Here is a 17,229-nt window from a genome sequence, read left to right on the forward strand (position 1 = left end):
GTTCCGCTGTCCGGAACGGCCAGCCGGTGCCTGTCAGTCCCGCTTCTCGTCGCGGCGTTCGCGCCAGCGCATCCGGCCGCGCTCGCTGTCCTCGCGCATCGTCTGCGCAATGCGCTGACGCTGTTCCGGCGTCAACTGCGCGAACCCGGCCAGCATAGCGTCGCGGGTGACGATCGTCATCCCGTGCATGGCACCGGCCATGGAATCGAAAGCGGCACGCACCGCCGCCTCGTCATAGGGGTCGGCCGCCAGCGCGTCGGCCAGCGCCAGACGTGCCGCGCTCATGTCGCGCAGATGCGGACGGATGGCCGGAAAGTGACCCCGCATCGCCTCGCGGATCGCCTGGCGGTCCTCGCGCGGCAGATCCTTGAGGCTGCTGTGGAACATGCCCGGCATCGGTCCCATGCCGGCGCGCATTTCGCCGTGCCAACCGCCGGTGAAGACGGGCACCAGAATCAAGGCAAGCAGAAAAAGGTTCAGCGCCAGCGAGCCCAGCAGCGCCGGGCCGAGCCAGCGCCGCGGATTTCCCGCCGGCGCGGTTTCAGGTGTCGTGACGCTGTCGCTCATTGTATCCACTCCTCGGGCCAGTCGATATCGGCCATCGCCAGTGCCATCAGCTGATCGTCCGCCACCTCGGCGGCCAGTTCCGCCGTATCGGTCAGCGGCGAGTAATTGCCGGTGCTGCCGACCATCACGCCCAGCATGATCGATGCGGCCAGCGTGCCGGCCGGAATGGCCGGCGAGCCATAGGGCCAGACCGCCTCGATCAGCGCGCGCCAGCGCCGGCGCGGGGCGCGCGTTGCGGCGGACGCCGGTGCGACGGCGCGCGGGCGGGCGGCCATCAGCCGCGCCATCAGCGCTTCGGAGGGTGCTTCGGCCGGGGCGGCGTCGAGCAGGCTGTCGAGGCGTTGCGCCGCCGCCACCAGCCGGCGCGCCTCGGCAGACGACGCCAGCAGCGCCTCGGCGGCAGCGCGTTCGGCCTGCGGCCAGCGGGCGGGCGACGCCCCCCAGGCGCCGACAATCTCCTCCAGCCGCTGCAGCGAAATTTCATTGTTCATCAATCCGGTTCCATATGCCCCAGACGCCTCAGGCGCCCGTTCTCATTATACGCGCGACATCGTCCCTTTCCGTCGCCAGCGTGTCGCGCAGCTGACGGCGGGCGCGGCCCAGCAGCGATTCCACCGCCTCGACGCTGACTTCGAGTATTTCGGCCGCCTCGATATTCGAGAGGCCCTGATAATGCGACAGCACGACCGCCAGGCGCTGACGTTCGGGGAGCGCCTGCAAGGCGGCTTCGACCCTTTCGGCCAGTTCGCGGCGTTCGAGATTTTCGTCCGGTTGCGGATCACTGCTGGCGGGCTCGGGAATGTCGTCGATGTTTTCGGGCCGGCGCTTGCGCAGCCGGTCGAGGCAGAGATTGGTTGCGACGCGGTGAAGCCAGGTGCCGAACTGCGCCCTGCCCGGCTGCCAGCGTTCGGCATGGGTCCAGACGCGCAGAAAGACCTCCTGTGCCACATCCTCGGCGTCGGCCTGATTGCCCAGCATGCGGCGCGCCAGCGCGACCATGCGCGGCAGATGCCGCTCCATCAGGCGGCGGCAGGCCGCCTCGTCGCCGCGTGCTACCGCCGCGACCAGCTCATCGTCCGATGGTGCGTCCAAGCAGCATGTCCCCTTCGATCATCCGGCAAGGGCGCCGGACGGGCGGCAGGGATGCCGGCCGATGCCGGCATCCCCGTTTTTCGAACCAGATGCCGAGCTTACTCGGATCCGGCCTTCTTGCCATGACCGCGACGCATCTCGCCGGCTTCGACCTTGCCGTCGTCATTGCGGTCCATGCGTTCGAACATCTTCTGGCCGGCGGCATCGAATTCGGCCTTCGAGATGCGGCCATCGCCATCGGTATCGAGACGGGCGAACATGTCGCCACGTCCGGCGTGGCCGGGTTTGCCTTCGTGCTTGCCTTCGCGTCCGGCACGATGCGGATGGCTGGCCATGGCGGCCTGCATTTCCTCGCGCGTCAGGGCACCGTCCTTGTCGGCATCCGCCGTGTCGAAACGCTGCTGCATGCGTTCGGCATGGCGTTCGGCGCGTTTGCCGGTGCCGTCCTTGCCGGCGGCCGCCTTGCGCGCCGCGGCCGCATCCTTCATTTCCTGAAGCGTCAGCTTGCCGTCGCCATCGGCATCCGCCGCGGCGAAACGCTCGTCCATGCGTTCGGCGCGCTTCTCCTGCCATTGCGACCGCATCGCCTCACGCGCCGCCGTCATTTCATCCTTCGTCACGAAGCCGTCGCCATCGGCATCCATGGCCGTGAAGCGTGCATCGCGATGGGCGGCGAACTCGGCCGCCGAAACGGCGCCATCCTTGTCGGTATCGATCATCGCGAAATATCCGGCACCATGCCCCTTGCCGCCCCAGGCGGAAGCGGCCATCGGCAGGGCCGCTGCCAGCGCCAACGCGGCCGTACCGGCCATCAGTCCAAATCGTGCCTTGCGCATCTCGTGTTCCTTGTCTTTCCAGGTTCTGTACCCCTGGTGTTTCCGGGCGCTCCGCCCGCGCGCCAGATCGGCATGGCGCAAGAGCGAGAGCCCGAGCGGCCGACCGGGCTTCGCCCGTTCGGGGGGACAAAAGGGCAAATGGCCCTGCCAGCCGCTCGTTGACAATTCAACGGGCTGGACCGCGTATTCCGTCGCCGGGAAAGACGGCCTTTCTTCAGGCTTTCAGCGGGGCCGGCACGGCATGGCGGCGGGCCGGCGCCCAGACCGGTTCGGCCAGCAGGCGGGCCGGCAGAGCCAGGCGGCGAAGCGTCAGCCCGTCGCGGATCTCGGCATCGACCGAGAGGGCCGCCGACAGGGCGCCGGTCTCGACGGTGGCCAGCGCGATGTTGCAGCCCCAGGCCGGCGAGAAGCCGGTGGTGGTGGCGATGCCGACCGGGCGGCCGCCAGCCATGACGGCGGCAAAACGCGCCGGTTCGAGCCCCTCGACCGCCAGACCGACCAGACGGCGGGGCGGGGTCTGTCCGGCACGGCCGAGCAGCGCGGCACGGCCATTGAAGAGCGGCTTGCCGAAATCGACCTGCCGCTCGGCGCCGTACTCGAACGGCGTCAGCGCATGGGCCGGATCGATGGCGGCAAAGGCGCCGAGCCAGTCGCGCCCGGCGCGGGACAGACCGGCCTCGAGCCGCGCCAGCTCGCGCAGAACCATGCCGGCGACCCGCAGGCCGAGCGGCGCGCCGGCCTGCATCAGATGGCGCCAGACATGCGGCGCCTCTTCCGGATCGACCCAGAGTTCGTAGCCGAGATCGCCGCCGATGCCGGTGCGGCTGACATAGAGCGGCATGCCGGCCATGGCGGTCCAGCGGCCTGCCATGGGGGGCAGGTTCTCGATGCCCGCCAGACCGGCGGCGGACAGACAGGCGGCCGCCAGCGGGCCCTGCAGGCTCATCGCCGCCAGCGTGTCGCCGACATCCTCGACGCGAACGCGCAAACCGATGGCGCTGTCCATCAACCAGGCCAGATGCGTTTCCTCCGTGACCAGACGATATTCGTCGTCGGCCAGGCGGAAGAGCAGGCCGTCGCCCAGCAGCAGACCGTTTTCCTCGCAGAACAGCACATGCATTGCGCGGTCGACCGCCAGCGGCGCGACCCTGGCGGTCACCAGCCGGTCGAGAAAGGCGCCGGCGTCGCGCCCGGCGATGCGGTATTTCGTCAGCGGCGAGATGTCGGTCAACGCCGCCGCGCCGCGCAGCGCGCGATATTCGTCGTCGAAGCCGGTCAGCAGCGCGGCGACCGTGAAACCGTTCCAGGCGGTCCAGCGGTTGAGGCGGCTTTCGGCAGCGACCGCCAGATGGAGCGGGGTCGTCAGCACGGCACGCGCAAAGGGCGACGCCTCCGCGGGCTGTTCGAACAGCGCCGGATCGACGGCGGCGCGCTCGTCCAGCGGATCGATGTCGGGCCGGGGCCGGTCGCCGGCATCGGACGCGTCCGGCGGCGGCAAGGTGTCGGGCGTCATTGGCGCCTCCTTTCCGCGGCAATCGTCTCAGCCAGGGCATATCCGGGCAAGCCGGTGACGCCGTCGCCGGGATGGGTGCCGGGACCGCAGAGCCAGAGACCGGCCACCGGCGCCGCCTGACCCGCGGCGCGGGCCTCGTGGATGGCGGCCGGTGCGAGGCTGCCACGATACCAGTTGCCGCCGGAGGCCCCGAATTGCGTTTCGATGTCGGGCGGGGTCAGCAGTTCGGCCGCAATCAGGCGGCCGGAAAGACCGGGCGCATATTGATCGAGCATGCGCAGCGCGCGCTGCATCAGTTCGTCGCGCCGTGAGGCCCAGCCGCCCTCGACCGCATAGGGCGTGAAGGGCAGCAGCACCGACATCACATGATGGCCGGCCGGGCACAGCGCCGGATCGACCGTGCCCGGCATGGTGATTTCCATGACGGGGTCGCCGGCGATGCCACCGCGTGCGGCTTCGACGGCCGCATGCTCGACCGCTTCGAGCGAGGGCGCCAGCAAGAGGCGCGCGCCATGGAGCGCGGCGGCCAGTCCGGGAAATTCGGGCAGCCCGTCCAGCGCCAGATTGAGCTTGCCGACATTGCCCTGCGGCCGGGCCGGCGGCAGGCGGCGGACGAAGCCGGTTTCGAGATGCGCCGTACCCAGAAGATCGAACATGGTGGTTCGCGGATCGAGGGCGGAGACGACCAGCGGCGCGATGATGGCGTTGCCGTCGTCGGTTTCGACGCCGGCGACGGCATTGCCCTCGAGCAGCAGACGCACGACGCGCGTGCCGGTGCGGATCTCGCCGCGCTGCGCGGCAACGGCGGCGGCCAGCGCATCGGTCAGCGCGCCCGGACCGCCGAGCGGAATCGACGGACCGCGGCCGAGACCGCGCATCGCCCGGCGATGCAGCAGGCGGAAGGCGGTGCCCGGCGCATAGGGGCCATCGGAGGTCCCCAGAACCGCGTCGAGCGCCAGCGCGCCCTTCAGCAGCGGCAGTTCGAATTCCGCGTCGAGCAGATCGCCGACCGATTGCGGCAACAGCTGCATCAACCGGCCGAGGCTGTCCGGCCCGTGCCATTCGGCGCGCCAGACCAGACGGCGCAGCAGCGTGCGGCGCGGCGCGGCGTCGAAGAGAAGCGGCGCCAGCATGGCCGCCGCGCGGCCGATGCGGCTGTCGAAATCCGGCCAGGCAGCGGCGTCCTTGCGATTGACCTCGGCCAGGGCCGCCAGATCCTTGCGGTTGCGCGGCAGCACCAGATGCCGGCCGTCGCGGTCGAGCATGACGGTCGGTATGTTGCGCGCCGCCAGGCGCAGGCCGTGGCGCGCCAGTTTCAGATCGCGTTCGATGCGGCGCGGCAGGGCTTCGAGCAGATGGGCGACCGAGGGCACATTGTATTCGGGGTATTCGGGTCCGACCGCAGCGGTGACGCCGGTGCCGCCCAGTTGCGGTCCGGCTTCGAGCAGCAGTACACGCTGGCTCGCACGCGCAAGACCGGCTGCCGCCGCGAGCCCGTTGTGGCTGCCGCCGATCACGATCGCATCATATTTGCGCCCGCCCCATGCCATGCCGCTATCTCCGCTTCCGGCGCAGCGCCAGCACATGCGCGGCCGCATTGGCGCCGGCCTGACCGGGCATCAAGGGGCCCGGATGGACGCTGGGCGAGCAGAGATGGAAATTGCCCACCGGCGTGTCGTAGCCGCCCGAGCCGGGGAACGGGCGATTGACGAACATCTGGTCGAGCGTCGTTTCGCCATAGGCCGTGTCGCCCGCGGTCAGGCCGATATCGTTTTCGAGATCGGCGGCCAGCAGCACTTCGCGCGCCAGGATGCGATTGCCGATGCCGGGGCTCGCCGCTTCCAGCCGTGCCAGGACAAGATCGCCCAGCGCGTCGCGGCGGGCGGCGCTCCAGCTGCCGTCATGCAGCGTTTCCGGCACATATTGCACCTGAACCGAGGCCACATGCGCACCGGCCGGCGCCAGCGCGGTATCGGTGAGGGAGGGAATCAGAATCCCGATCAGCGGATCGCGCGGCGGCATGTGCGCCCGCCAGTCGTCGAAGGCGCCCTGCATGGCGGCGATCGACCCGGCCAGCCGCACACCACCGGCGATGGCGGGGCAACCCTCAGGCAGCGCCGGAAAGCGCGGCAAGCCGTCGAGCGCCAGATTGACCGTCGCCATCACGCCTTTCATGCGGAAGCGGCCAACGCGTTCGACCAGCCCGTCGGGCAGGTCCTTCCACTGGAACAGGCTCAGAAAGCTGCGCTTCAGATCGAGGCCCGAAAGGATGCTGCCCGCCGCGATCTCCTCGCCATTGGCCAGCACGACGCCGCGGGCCTTGCGGTCCCTGATCGTCACATCGGTCACTTCGGCATCCAGGCGCAGGCGGCCGCCATGCGCCTCGATGGCCGACACAAGGGCCGCGACCAGCGCGGCGGGACCGCCCTGCGGCAGCAGCAGATCGGGCGCGCCGCCATACGCATCGCCGCCGGCCGACAGCCATGGCGTCAGCAGGCGCGCGGCGCTGCCCGGCGAGAGCGGGCCGAGCGTCGCGCCCATCATCGCGGCGGCGGCCAGATGGGCCTTCACCGCCTCCGACTCGAAATATGAATCAAGCAATTCGGCGGCCGGCAAGGTCCAGAGACGGAGGGCGACGCGGATCGCTTCATCGTCCGCGGCCGCTGCCCGGTCGGCGAGGCCCAGCCGCGCCTTCAGGGCGGCAAAGCCGCGCGACAGCGGCAAGCCGGCCGCGCCTTCGAGGAGCGGCTTCAGCGCGCGGGCCGCGCGCAGCATGTCGCGGCGATAGCGCGTCCATGCATCGGCGTCGCGGCGCGAGAAGCGGGCCATCTCGCGACGATGGACGACACCGTCGCGATAGGCGGCGTGACAGGTGCCGTCGGGAAACAGGGTGACGCCGCCTTCGGCGCGGAGAAACCGCAAGCCGTGACGCGCCAGATCGAGATCGGCGACGAGGCGGGGCGGCAGCGCGACGGCGCCCGAGCGATAGCGCGACAGGCGGAAACCCGGCGCCAGTTCATGCGATGCGGCGAGACCGCCCGGCGCCGGATTGCGGTCGAGCACCAGAACCCCGAGACCCGCACGGGCCAGGCAAGCGGCGGCGATCAGACCGTTGAGGCCGGCACCTATGACGATCGCATCGTGACGCTCCATGCGTCGTTACTCCACACGCGCTTCGTCCGCCGCAGGTTCTACCTACCTGAAACGTGCCGGATTGACACGTCCCTGTGGCGAACGTCTCCGGGCGATGCGCAACAGCACCCGGCGATTTACCAAGTATGTCCGGGATTTCCATCAATCCGGCGCGCAAACACAAAGCATGGTTAACGCACCTTCGTCCCGGCCAGCATGACCGCGTTGCAAGTTGTCAGCCAGCCGGCGTGCCTGCGGCCGCGACGACGACCGCATCGAAAGCCTCGCGGACACGGGCCTGACTTTCGAGCAGTTCGGCTTCGAGGGCGGCGAAGTCGGGCGCGTTGCCGGCGCGCGCCAGCAGCGACTTCAGACCGATCGTCGCTTCGGCCGGCTTGAAGACGCCTTCGACACAGATGCGGATGACCTGCGTCAGATTGTGATTGAGTTCGATGGCGGCAACCAGCATGTCGGCGGTCACGGCCGGCAGCAGGCCCGCGGCAGCGATGCGCGACAGCGCGGTGCGCGTGTGCGGATGCAGGATATCGGGATGGTCGTGCCCGTGCAGCAGTTGCAGGTACTGGCAGATGAATTCGATGTCGACCAGTCCGCCGCGCACATGTTTCAGTTCCCAGGGATCGGCGCTGACCCGTTCCCTGGCGATGCGGGCGCGCATGTCGGCCACATCGGCGGCCAGTTGCGCGCGCTCGCGCGGACGGCGCAGCACCGCGCCGATCGCCCCGGCGACACGGGCACGCAGGTCTTCGGGCCCGGCGAGCGGGCGGGCGCGCGTCAGCGCCATGTGTTCCCAGGTCCAGGCTTCGCTCTGCTGATAGCTTTCGAAACCCGCGAAGGCCGTTGCGATGGGTCCGGCATTGCCGGAGGGGCGCAGGCGCATGTCGACTTCGTAGAGCTTGCCTTCGGCGGTCGGCGCGGTCAGTGCACCGATCAGCTGCTGGCAGACACGGGCATAGTATTGCGCGGCATAGAGCGGGCGTTCGCCGTCCGACATCGCGTCGGGGTCGTCGAGATCGTAGATCACGATCAGGTCGAGATCGGAGCTGGCGCTCATTTCGGCGCTGCCGAGCTTGCCCATGGCGACGACGCAGAAGCGGCCGCCGGGGATGCGGCCATGCCTTTCAGCAACGCGGGTTTCGGCGACCGGCGCGAGGACCGCGACCAGTTCGGCGGCCAGTGCCGCATAGGCGGGGCCCGCCTCCTCGGCATCGGCGCTGCCCGTCAGCACGCGCACGCCGAGACGAAAACGGTATTCGCGCGCCCAGACGCGCACGAAATCGAGCGTGTCCTGATAGTCGACCGCATGACGCAGCGCGTCGGCGAGGCTCAGATGCAGATCTTCCGGATCGGGCAGGACCTTGAAGAAATCGGGGTCGACGACCGCTTCGAGCACGCGCGGGTTCTGGCTCAGATAGCGCGCCAGACGCGGCGCCGTGCCGCAAATGCCGGCCAGCAGATCGAGCAGGCTCGGATTGGAGTAAAGCATCGAGAAGAGCTGCACGCCGGCCGGCAGACCGGTGAGAAACTTGTCGAAACGGGAAAAGGCCGTGTCGGGGCTCGAGGTGCGCGAGAGCGCGCGCAGCAGCGCCGGCATCAGGCTGGTCAGCAATTCGCGCGAGCGCGGCGTGCGCGTCGCCGGGAAGCGTCCCGAATGCCAGCCGCGAATGGCTTCCGACATTTCCGAGACCTTCTCGAAACCCAGGCCGCGCAACGTGTCGAGCGTTTCGGGATCGTCCTCTGTGCCGGTGAAGACCAGGCTGCCGCCCTCCTCGCCCAGCGGCGGCGCCGTTTCGAAGAGCTTCGCATAATGGCCCTGCACGCAGCGCAGACGCGCCGTCAGTTCGCCGGCGAAGGCGTCGCGGTCGGCAAAGCCCATGAAGCAGGCCACGTGATCGAGGCCGTCGCCGGTTTTCGGCAGGCTGTGGGTCTGCTCGTCGTCGATCATCTGCAGACGGTGTTCGAGCTTACGCAGGAAACGATAGGCCTCCTTGAGTTCGGCCGCCGCCTCGGGCGTGATCCATTGCTTGCGCGCCAGTTCGTCGAGCATGGCGCAGGTCTGCTTGCCGCGCAGCTCGTGGTCGCGGCCGCCGGCGATCAGCTGCTGCGTCTGCACGAAGAATTCGATCTCGCGGATACCGCCGCGGCCGAGCTTGATGTTGTGGCCGGCGACTGCGATGACGCCATGGCCGCCGACCGCATGGATCTGGCGCTTCATCGAGTGAATGTCGTCGATGGCGGCATAATCGAGATTCTTGCGCCAGATATAGGGCGTCAGCATTTTCAGGAAGCGTTGGCCGGCCTCGATGTCGCCGGCGACGGCGCGGGCCTTGATGAAGGCGGCGCGTTCCCAGTTCTGGCCGCGGCTTTCGTAGTAGCTCTCGGCCGCCGGCAGCGAGACCGCGACCGGCGTGCCGCCGGGATCGGGGCGCAGGCGCAGATCGGTGCGGAAGACATAGCCGTCGGCGGTGCGTTCCTGCAGCAGCCTGACGAGGTCCTTGGTCAGGCGGACGAAGAAGTCGCTGTCGTCGAGGCCCTGTTTCAGCGGCAACTGGCCCGGCTCGTAGAAGACGACCAGATCGATGTCGCTCGAATAGTTGAGTTCGCCGGCGCCGTATTTGCCCATGCCGAGCACGGCAAGGCCGGAGCCCCGGGCCGGGCCTTGCTCGGGCACGGAACCGACCTGGCCGCGCCGGACCGCGTCGGCCAGCAGCCAGTCGATGCCGGCGGCGACGGCGCCGTCGGCGAAAGCGGTCAGGGCGCCGGTCACCCGTTCGAGGTCCCAGAGGCCGCAGAGATCGGCCATGGCGATCAGCAGGGCCGCTTCCGAGCGCGCGGTGCGCAGGAACGCCATCACCTCGGCCTGGGTCGCCGTGGCCGGCATGGCGCGCAGGCGCTGCAACAGATCGGCCAGGGCGGCTTCCGGCGTTTGCGCCAGCAACCGCGGCAGCCAGCCCGGATGGCGGCGCAGGATGCGCGTCAGATGCGGCGAGTTGCCATGGATCGCGGCCAGCAGGTGACGGACATCGCGATCGGCCAGCAGCGGCGCCAGGCCGCGCGCCTCGTCGGTTGCCTCGGCGGCCATCGCTTCGAGATCGGCCCGTTCGCGCGCGGCGCGGATCTTGTCGTGCGGTTGCGGCGCACGGGCCGCTCCTTCGCGCAGCGTGCGCGCGCCGCTTCCTTCTGCCACCTGGATCTTCCCTGTCTCGCCTGCGGTCCGGCGCGCAGCCTAGCAGATTCCGCCGGCCGGCACGCGTGTCAGCGGCCGGAAACCGGCAGATGCAGACTGACGCGGAGGCCCGGATGATTGTCCTCGAGTTCGATCCGGCCGCCATGCAGGCGTGTCACGGCCGCGACCAGGCTGAGGCCGAGACCGCTGCCCGGCGTGTTGCGACTGGCCTCCAGCCGGACGAAGCGTTCGAGGACGTGATGGCGTTCGCCGGCCGGGATGCCGACGCCGTGATCGGCAACGGCCAGAACGACGCCGCGGCCCGGCCGCTCGGGATCAGGCCGTGCCGAGACCGTGACGCTGCGGTCGGTATCGGCGTCCTGCGGCAGGCCGTGCTTGAGGGCGTTGTCGAGCAGATTGGCGGTCGCCTGGGAGAGCAGTTCGCGGTTGCCGCGAATCTGCAGCCCCTCCTCGACTTCGACATGCAGGGTGAGATTGCTCTGTTCGGCCACCGGCTCGTAGAGCTCGGCCGCGTCGCTGACGATTGCCGCCAGATCGACCCAGGTCATCGCCTCGCGCAGCGAACCGGCTTCGGCGCGGGCGATCATCAAGAGCGCGTTGAAGGTGCCGAGCAGGCTGTCGGCCTCGGCGATGGTGCGTTCGAGGGCGTGGCGGTAATCGGCGGGCGAGGCTTCCTGCATCAGCGTGACTTCGAGACGGTTGCGCAGGCGGTTGAGCGGACTGCGCAGATCGTGGGCGATGTTGTCGGTGACCTGCCGCATGCCGGTCATCAGCGCCTCGATCTGGTCGAGCATGGCGTTGAGGTTGCGGCCGAGCTGGTCGAGCTCGTCGCCGGTGCCGGCAATGGGCAGGCGCTGCGAGAGATCGCCCTCCATGATGTCGCGGCTCGAGCGGTTGATGTCGTCGACACGGGCCAGCATGTTGCGGCTCATGAAGAGGCCGCCGGCAAGGCCCAGCGCCACGGTCAGGCCGATCGCCCAGATCAGCGCGTTGGTGATCAGGCTTTCGATCTCGCGCCGCTCCTGCACGTCGCGGCCGACCAGCAGGTAGTAGCCCTCCTGCAGAAAGAAGGCGCGGGCGCGGGCGGCCTTTACTTCGGTGCCGTCCAGTGTCTTGCGGTTGTAGTTGAAGTCGAACCAGCCATCGGCGCCGGGCTCGACGCCGGGGCGGGCATCGAGCGTGCCGGCCAGCACGCGGCCGGCCGGATCGAGCACCAGATAGAGGCTCTGCCCCGGGTCGCGCGAACGCTGGATCACCGTGTGAACGAGCAGCGGCAGGCCGCCCTGGCGGTATTGCTCGGCAAGGCCGGTGATTTCGGCTTCCACCGCCTCGTCGGTCTGGCGGGCCAGAAAGCCGGCGGTGTTCCAATAGACATAGGCCAGAAGCGTGATCGCCGAGGCAGCGAACAGCGCCAGATAGATGACCGCGAGCCGAAAGGTCGAGGTCTTGAGGAGATTAGTCAGCAGCACGTAGCGAGTATCCGGCTCCCCGAACGGTATGCAAGAGCGGCTGTTCGAAATTCTTGTCGATCTTGGCCCTCAGCCGCGAAATATGCACATCGATCACGTTGGTCTGCGGATCGAAATGATACTCCCAGACGTTCTCCAGCAACATGGTCCGGGTCACGACCTGGCCGGCATGCTTCATCAGATATTCGAGCAGGCGGAACTCGCGCGGCTGGAGATCGATCTCCCGGCCCTCGCGGATCACCTTGCGGGCCAGCAGGTCGATTTCGAGATTGCCGACCTGAAGACGGGTGCGGACCTGGTCGGGATTGGAGCGGCGCACCAGCACCTCGATACGGGCCAGCAGTTCGGCAAAGGCATAGGGCTTGGTCAGATAGTCGTCGCCGCCGGCTTTCAGTCCCTTGATGCGGTCGTCCACTTCGCCGAGGGCGGAGAGAAACAGCACCGGCGTGCGCACCCCCTCCTCGCGCAGGGTCTCGACGACGCTGAGGCCATCGCGCTTCGGGAGCATGCGATCGACGACCATCACGTCGAAGGTGCTCGAAAAGGCCAGCGTCAGACCTTCCTCGCCGTCGGCCGCATGGTCGACGATGTGCCCGCTTTCGCGCAGGCCCTTGACGACATAGGCCGCAGCCTCCAGGTCGTCCTCGATCACCAGAATGCGCATGTTACGGTCCAACTCCCAGTTCTCGACACGGGCCGCAGCGGCCGACAGGCAGGCGAACCGCGCCGCCGATGCTGCGGGGGGGTGGCATCGGACGGCGCGGCCCTGCAGCCCAAATCCGGTGGGGTCCGGGCTGCATCAGTGCCATCTGTCCGCCCCATCCGTTCCCCCCGGGGCGCAAACGCTTACGACTTGCTCAGCGACAGCGCCACGAAGCGCTGCTGTTCCTCGCTGCGCAGAAGCAGCAGCACCGAACTCTTGTCGGCCTTGCTTGCTGCTTCGACGCCCGCCACGACATCGGCGGGCTTCTTCACATCCTTGCCGGACACTTTCACGATGATGTCGCCGGGGCGCACGCCCTTTTCGGCCGCATCGCTCGACGGATCGACGCTCTGCACGACCACACCGTCGGGCGTCTGGGTCAATGCCAGGCCGAGGCTCGTGGTGGTGCCGGCGGCCGGCGCTTCCTCAGCCGATGCGGCTGCAACTTCGAGCGTGTCCGGGAAGATGCCGATGTTCGCCGTCAGTGTGCGCTGCCGGCCGTCGCGCCAGACAATGATGCGGGCGCGCGTGTCGGGCTGCAGCTCGGCAACCGTGCGGCTGACCGCGCGGACGTCTTCCATTTCCTTGCCGTCGACATTGAGAATGACGTCGCCGGTCTGGATGCCGGCCTTCTTTGCCGGGCTTTCGTCGGCGACCTGCGCCACGAGAGCGCCTTTGGGCTTGTCGAGGCCCAGTGAGGCGGCCATGTCCGGATCGACCTGCTGGATCGTGACGCCGAGCCAGCCGCGCGTGACGCGACCTTCGTCCTTCAGCTGTTCGATGACACGCGATGCGATCGAGGCGGGAATGGCAAAACCGATGCCGACGCTGCCGCCGGTCGGCGAATAGATTGCCGTGTTGACACCGATCACATTGCCGCGCACGTCGAAAGTCGGACCGCCGGAGTTGCCGCGATTGATCGAAGCATCGATCTGGATGAAATCATCATAGGGCCCGGCGCCGATCTCGCGACCGCGCGCCGACACGATGCCGGTCGTGACGGTGCCGCCGAGGCCGAAGGGATTGCCGACGGCCAGCACCCAGTCGCCGACGCGAACCGTGTCGGAATCGCCAAAGGCGACATAGGGCAGATCGGTCTTGCTCTCTATCTTGACCAGCGCCAGATCGGTTTTCGGGTCGCGGCCGATCAGCTTGGCCGGCATCTCCGTACCGTCGTCGCGAACCACGGTGATGTCCTTGCCGTCGCCGACGACATGATTGTTGGTGACGACATAGCCGTCGGCCGAAATGATGAAGCCCGAGCCCAGCGCCATCGCCTGACGGCCGCGCGGCGCACCGCCCGGGCCCTGAGGCTGCAGATCCCGGAAGAAGCGTTCGAAGGGGCTGCCGGGCGGGAAAGGCAGATCGGGCACGCCGGCCGGCGCGCGCACGGCGCGTTCCTCGGCGACGCGGATGCTGACCACAGCCGGACTTACCTTTTCGACCAGATCGGCAAAGCTCGGCAGACGCTCCAGCGCGCTGGCCGCCGGTGCCGCCGAGCGCGTGTCGAGGGGCTGGGCCAAGGCGCCTGAGGCCACAAATGCCAAGGCCACGGCACCGAAGGTCATGGAAACGAGCCCGTTCTTTCCGCCAATCGTCATCGCGATACTCTCCTGTCGATGCGGTCCGCCCGCAAAGGGGCAGCAAGGTTTGAGGATCAGCATCATGTCCTGATCCTTACCAATTCATGTCTGGAATATTACAAATCTGTAAGGCCAAAAGATGGCAGGAGTTCTCAGCCTCTGTCCGCCGTTTCGGGCCCTGTCAGCGCCGCCAGCCGGGCTTCTTCCTCGGGCGTCAGACGCGTTTCCGCACGCCCGCGCGCCCGGCGCAGAACCAGCAGCGCAACGCCGCCGCCGATGATCAGCACCAGACCCGGCGCCAACCAGAGGAGCCAGGTCGCCGGCGTGAAAGGCGGCGTCATCAGCACGAAATCGCCATAGCGTTCGACAACGAAATCGAACACTTCCTCGTCGCTGTCGCCGGCACGAATGCGGTCGCGCACCACGGCGCGCAGATCGCGCGCAAGCTCCGCGTCGGAATCGTCGATCGACTGATTCTGACAGACCATGCAACGCAGCTCCTTGGAGATCGCGCGGGCGCGCGCCTCGGCGGCCGGATCTTCAAGCATCTCGGCCGGATCCAGCGCCGCATGGCCCGGCAGCGCCAGGGCCAGAAGAAACAGCATGGCTGCGAGTATCGTGCGCATGGCGTCAATCCGCCGCCACGGGCCTTGCGCCGGAATGCGCCTTCGCGCTGACCGGTGCGCCAACACGCAGGCGCCGGTCGGTCAGCGACACCGCGCCGCCGAGCGCCATGATCATGCCGCCGATCCATATCCATGGCGCCAGGGCATTGCGATAGGCACGCACAACCCATTTGCCCTCACCCGCCACATCGCCCAGCACGACATAGACGTCGGAGAACCAGTTGGTATGAATGCCGGCCTCGGTCTTTTCCTGGCGTTCGGCCGGAAAGCGACGCTTCTCGGGCATCAGTCGCGCGACAAAACGGTCGCCCCGGTCGATACGAACGACACCGGTCGTCGCTTCGAAATTCGGACCGTCGCGCATGCCGACCGCTTCGAGCGTCAAGGTGTAGCCGGCCAGTTGCGTGCTCTCGCCGGGCGCCAGTGCGACGATCGTTTCGGCGCGCCACGCCGTGACACCGACAATCCCCGCAACGGCGATGCCGAGACCGCCATGTGCCAGCGCCATGCCCCAGGCGGCGCGCGGCAGCCGGCGCGCGCGCGCCAGACTCTCGCCGAGCGGAATGGTGAACAGCTTGATGCGCCAGGCAATTTCCGACGCGGCGCCGGCCACCAGCCAGACCGCGAGCGCCATGCCGAGCGGGGCCAGCCACGGCCCCTCCCACATCAAGGCAAAGGCGATCAGCATCGCCACGAAGGCGAGACCGGCGGCCACCATCAATCGCTCGGCAGCGCCCTGAAGATCGGCGCGTTTCCAGCCGAGAAACGGGCCGAACGGAACCAGCAACAGCAAGGCGACAAAGATCGGCGCGAAGGTCAGATTGAAGAAGGTCGGTCCGACCGTGATCTTGGGTCCGTCGAGCGCATCGAGCAGCAACGGGTAGAGCGTGCCGAAAAAGACGGCAGCCGTCGCCGCTGCCAGCAGCAGATTGTTGACCAGCAATGCGCCCTCGCGACTGACGGGGGCGAAGATGCCGCCGCCTTTCAGCAGCGGCGCGCGCCAGGCATAGAGCGCCAGCGATCCGCCGACGAAGAAGATCAGGATGCCCAGAATGACGATGCCGCGCTCGGGATCGACCGCAAAGGCGTGAACCGATGTCAGAACGCCCGAGCGAACGAGGAAGGTGCCGAGCAGCGAGAGCGAAAACGCAATGATCGCCAGCAGCAGCGTCCAGCTCTTCAGCGCGCCGCGCTTCTCGGCAACGATCGCCGAATGCAGCAGTGCCGTGCCGACGATCCATGGCATCAGTGAGGCGTTCTCGACCGGATCCCAGAACCAGAATCCGCCCCAGCCCAGCGTGTAATAGGCCCACCAGGAACCCATCGCGATGCCGATGGTCAGCGACAGCCATGCGGCGAGCGCCCAGGGCCGCACCCAGCGCGCCCAGCTTGCGTCGACGCGGCCCTCGATCAGTGCGGCGACCGCGAAGGAAAAGGTCATCGAATAGCCGACATAGCCGGCATAGAGCCAGGGCGGATGAAAGGCGAGCGCCCGGTCCTGCAGCAGCGGATTGAGCCCGGTGCCCTCGAAGGGCGCCGGGTCGAGCCGGATGAAGGGATTGGAGGTGAAGACGATGAAAAGCAGGAAGGCGACCGCGATCGATGCCTGCACTGCAAGGACGCGCGCGCGCAGCGTGTCCGGCAGATTGCGGCCGAACAGCGCCACCATGGCGCCGAACAGCGCGAGGATCAGCACCCAGAGAACCATCGATCCCTCGTGGTTCCCCCAGACACCGGAGATCTTGTAGATCAGCGGCTTCGCCGAGTGCGAGTTGTCGTAGGCGAGCTTCAGCGAGAAATCGGAAACGAGGAACGCCCAGGTCAACGCCGCAAAGGCCAGCGACACCAGTGCAAACTGCAGAAACGCGGCCGGGACTGCAACAGCCATCAGCGCCGCGTCGCGGCGGTGCGCCCCCAGCATCGGAACGGCCGTCTGCACGATCGCGACAGCAAGGGCCAGTACCAGCGCGAAATGGCCGATCTCGACAATCATGGATAGGCGCCCTGACCGTAGGTCTCCGCATGCGAGGCTTCGGCTCCCTCACCCTGCCAGTTGCCGCTGCGCTTCAGTGCGTCGATCACTTCGGGCGGCATGTAGGTCTCGTCGTGTTTGGCCAGAACGGTGTCGGCCGCGAAATGGCCATCGTCCTGCAGCACGCCCTCGGCGACCACGCCCTGCCCCTCGCGGAACAGGTCCGGCAGAATGCCGCGATAGGAGACCGCGATCGTTTCGACCATGTCGGTGACCCTGAAGCGGGCCTCGCCGCCGGGAAGGGTTTCGACCGAGCCCATTTCGACGAGGCCGCCGAGGCGGATGCGCTGGCCCGGCGCGATCTCGCGCTCGGCAACGTCGCTCGGGCTGTAGAAAAAGACGATATTGTCGCGCACTGCATAAAGCACCAGCCCGACAGCCAGCGCCAGAATGGCGAGACCGACGGCGATGAAGGCGGCGCGGCGCTGCTTGCGCGTCATGACGATTCCTCTATCTCGGTCGCGAGGCTCC

Annotated in this window: 14 protein-coding genes; all 14 read right to left on the reverse strand. The window is 68.1% G+C overall.

The window, feature by feature from the left end:
- Positions 1-33 precede the first annotated feature (33 nt).
- Positions 34-567, reverse strand: coding sequence for a periplasmic heavy metal sensor (locus AAC071_RS14095; RefSeq protein WP_339833615.1), 534 nt, complete (start codon positions 565-567; stop codon positions 34-36).
- On the reverse strand, positions 564-1,058 hold the full coding sequence (locus tag AAC071_RS14100) for a hypothetical protein (RefSeq protein ID WP_339833618.1): 495 nt from the start codon (positions 1,056-1,058) through the stop codon (positions 564-566). The genes AAC071_RS14095 and AAC071_RS14100 overlap by 4 nt, the downstream gene beginning before the upstream one ends.
- Positions 1,059-1,086: 28 nt before the next feature.
- Positions 1,087-1,659, reverse strand: coding sequence for an RNA polymerase sigma factor (locus tag AAC071_RS14105; RefSeq protein WP_339833620.1), 573 nt, complete (start codon positions 1,657-1,659; stop codon positions 1,087-1,089).
- Positions 1,660-1,757: 98 nt separating this feature from the next.
- Positions 1,758-2,495, reverse strand: a complete 738-nt coding sequence (locus AAC071_RS14110; RefSeq protein ID WP_339833622.1) for an EF-hand domain-containing protein — start codon at positions 2,493-2,495, stop codon at positions 1,758-1,760.
- 214 nt (positions 2,496-2,709) lie between these two features.
- Positions 2,710-4,008, reverse strand: a complete 1,299-nt coding sequence (locus AAC071_RS14115; RefSeq protein WP_339833624.1) for an aminomethyltransferase family protein — start codon at positions 4,006-4,008, stop codon at positions 2,710-2,712.
- The gene (locus AAC071_RS14120; protein WP_339833626.1) at positions 4,005-5,558 is read right to left on the reverse strand and encodes an NAD(P)/FAD-dependent oxidoreductase; all 1,554 of its coding nucleotides are present in this window, start codon (positions 5,556-5,558) and stop codon (positions 4,005-4,007) included. The genes AAC071_RS14115 and AAC071_RS14120 overlap by 4 nt, the downstream gene beginning before the upstream one ends.
- Positions 5,559-5,562: 4 nt before the next feature.
- A complete protein-coding gene (locus tag AAC071_RS14125) occupies positions 5,563-7,161 on the reverse strand; it encodes an NAD(P)/FAD-dependent oxidoreductase (protein ID WP_339833628.1) in 1,599 nt (532 codons plus the stop codon).
- A gap of 214 nt (positions 7,162-7,375) precedes the next feature.
- A complete protein-coding gene (locus AAC071_RS14130) occupies positions 7,376-10,345 on the reverse strand; it encodes a bifunctional [glutamine synthetase] adenylyltransferase/[glutamine synthetase]-adenylyl-L-tyrosine phosphorylase (protein WP_339833630.1) in 2,970 nt (989 codons plus the stop codon).
- A gap of 68 nt (positions 10,346-10,413) precedes the next feature.
- Positions 10,414-11,814, reverse strand: coding sequence for a HAMP domain-containing sensor histidine kinase (locus tag AAC071_RS14135; protein ID WP_339833633.1), 1,401 nt, complete (start codon positions 11,812-11,814; stop codon positions 10,414-10,416).
- On the reverse strand, positions 11,801-12,478 hold the full coding sequence (locus AAC071_RS14140) for a response regulator transcription factor (protein ID WP_339833634.1): 678 nt from the start codon (positions 12,476-12,478) through the stop codon (positions 11,801-11,803). The genes AAC071_RS14135 and AAC071_RS14140 overlap by 14 nt, the downstream gene beginning before the upstream one ends.
- A 182-nt stretch (positions 12,479-12,660) precedes the next feature.
- Complete coding sequence (locus AAC071_RS14145; protein ID WP_339833636.1) at positions 12,661-14,118, reverse strand: DegQ family serine endoprotease; 1,458 nt, start codon at positions 14,116-14,118, stop codon at positions 12,661-12,663.
- 134 nt (positions 14,119-14,252) lie between these two features.
- The gene (locus AAC071_RS14150) at positions 14,253-14,726 is read right to left on the reverse strand and encodes a cytochrome c-type biogenesis protein (RefSeq protein WP_339833639.1); all 474 of its coding nucleotides are present in this window, start codon (positions 14,724-14,726) and stop codon (positions 14,253-14,255) included.
- Positions 14,727-14,730: 4 nt separating this feature from the next.
- On the reverse strand, positions 14,731-16,719 hold the full coding sequence (locus AAC071_RS14155; RefSeq protein WP_339833641.1) for a heme lyase CcmF/NrfE family subunit: 1,989 nt from the start codon (positions 16,717-16,719) through the stop codon (positions 14,731-14,733).
- Entirely contained in the window at positions 16,716-17,198 is a 483-nt protein-coding gene (gene ccmE / locus AAC071_RS14160; RefSeq protein ID WP_339833644.1) for a cytochrome c maturation protein CcmE, read from the reverse strand. The genes AAC071_RS14155 and ccmE overlap by 4 nt, the downstream gene beginning before the upstream one ends.
- Positions 17,199-17,229 lie beyond the last annotated feature (31 nt).

The sequence above is a fragment of the uncultured Parvibaculum sp. genome (assembly GCF_963975745.1).
GTDB lineage: Bacteria > Pseudomonadota > Alphaproteobacteria > Parvibaculales > Parvibaculaceae > Parvibaculum.

What these genes read in the sequence shown, in the direction of transcription:
- AAC071_RS14095 (WP_339833615.1), bottom strand. Translation starts at nt 567, where the DNA reads ATGAGCGACAGCGTCACGACACCTGAAACCGCGCCGGCGGGAAATCCG.
- AAC071_RS14100 (WP_339833618.1), bottom strand. Translation starts at nt 1,058, where the DNA reads ATGAACAATGAAATTTCGCTGCAGCGGCTGGAGGAGATTGTCGGCGCC.
- AAC071_RS14110 (WP_339833622.1), bottom strand. Translation starts at nt 2,495, where the DNA reads ATGCGCAAGGCACGATTTGGACTGATGGCCGGTACGGCCGCGTTGGCG.
- AAC071_RS14115 (WP_339833624.1), bottom strand. Translation starts at nt 4,008, where the DNA reads ATGACGCCCGACACCTTGCCGCCGCCGGACGCGTCCGATGCCGGCGAC.
- AAC071_RS14120 (WP_339833626.1), bottom strand. Translation starts at nt 5,558, where the DNA reads ATGGCATGGGGCGGGCGCAAATATGATGCGATCGTGATCGGCGGCAGC.
- AAC071_RS14125 (WP_339833628.1), bottom strand. Translation starts at nt 7,161, where the DNA reads ATGGAGCGTCACGATGCGATCGTCATAGGTGCCGGCCTCAACGGTCTG.
- AAC071_RS14140 (WP_339833634.1), bottom strand. Translation starts at nt 12,478, where the DNA reads ATGCGCATTCTGGTGATCGAGGACGACCTGGAGGCTGCGGCCTATGTC.
- AAC071_RS14145 (WP_339833636.1), bottom strand. Translation starts at nt 14,118, where the DNA reads ATGACGATTGGCGGAAAGAACGGGCTCGTTTCCATGACCTTCGGTGCC.
- AAC071_RS14150 (WP_339833639.1), bottom strand. Translation starts at nt 14,726, where the DNA reads ATGCGCACGATACTCGCAGCCATGCTGTTTCTTCTGGCCCTGGCGCTG.
- AAC071_RS14155 (WP_339833641.1), bottom strand. Translation starts at nt 16,719, where the DNA reads ATGATTGTCGAGATCGGCCATTTCGCGCTGGTACTGGCCCTTGCTGTC.
- ccmE (WP_339833644.1), bottom strand. Translation starts at nt 17,198, where the DNA reads ATGACGCGCAAGCAGCGCCGCGCCGCCTTCATCGCCGTCGGTCTCGCC.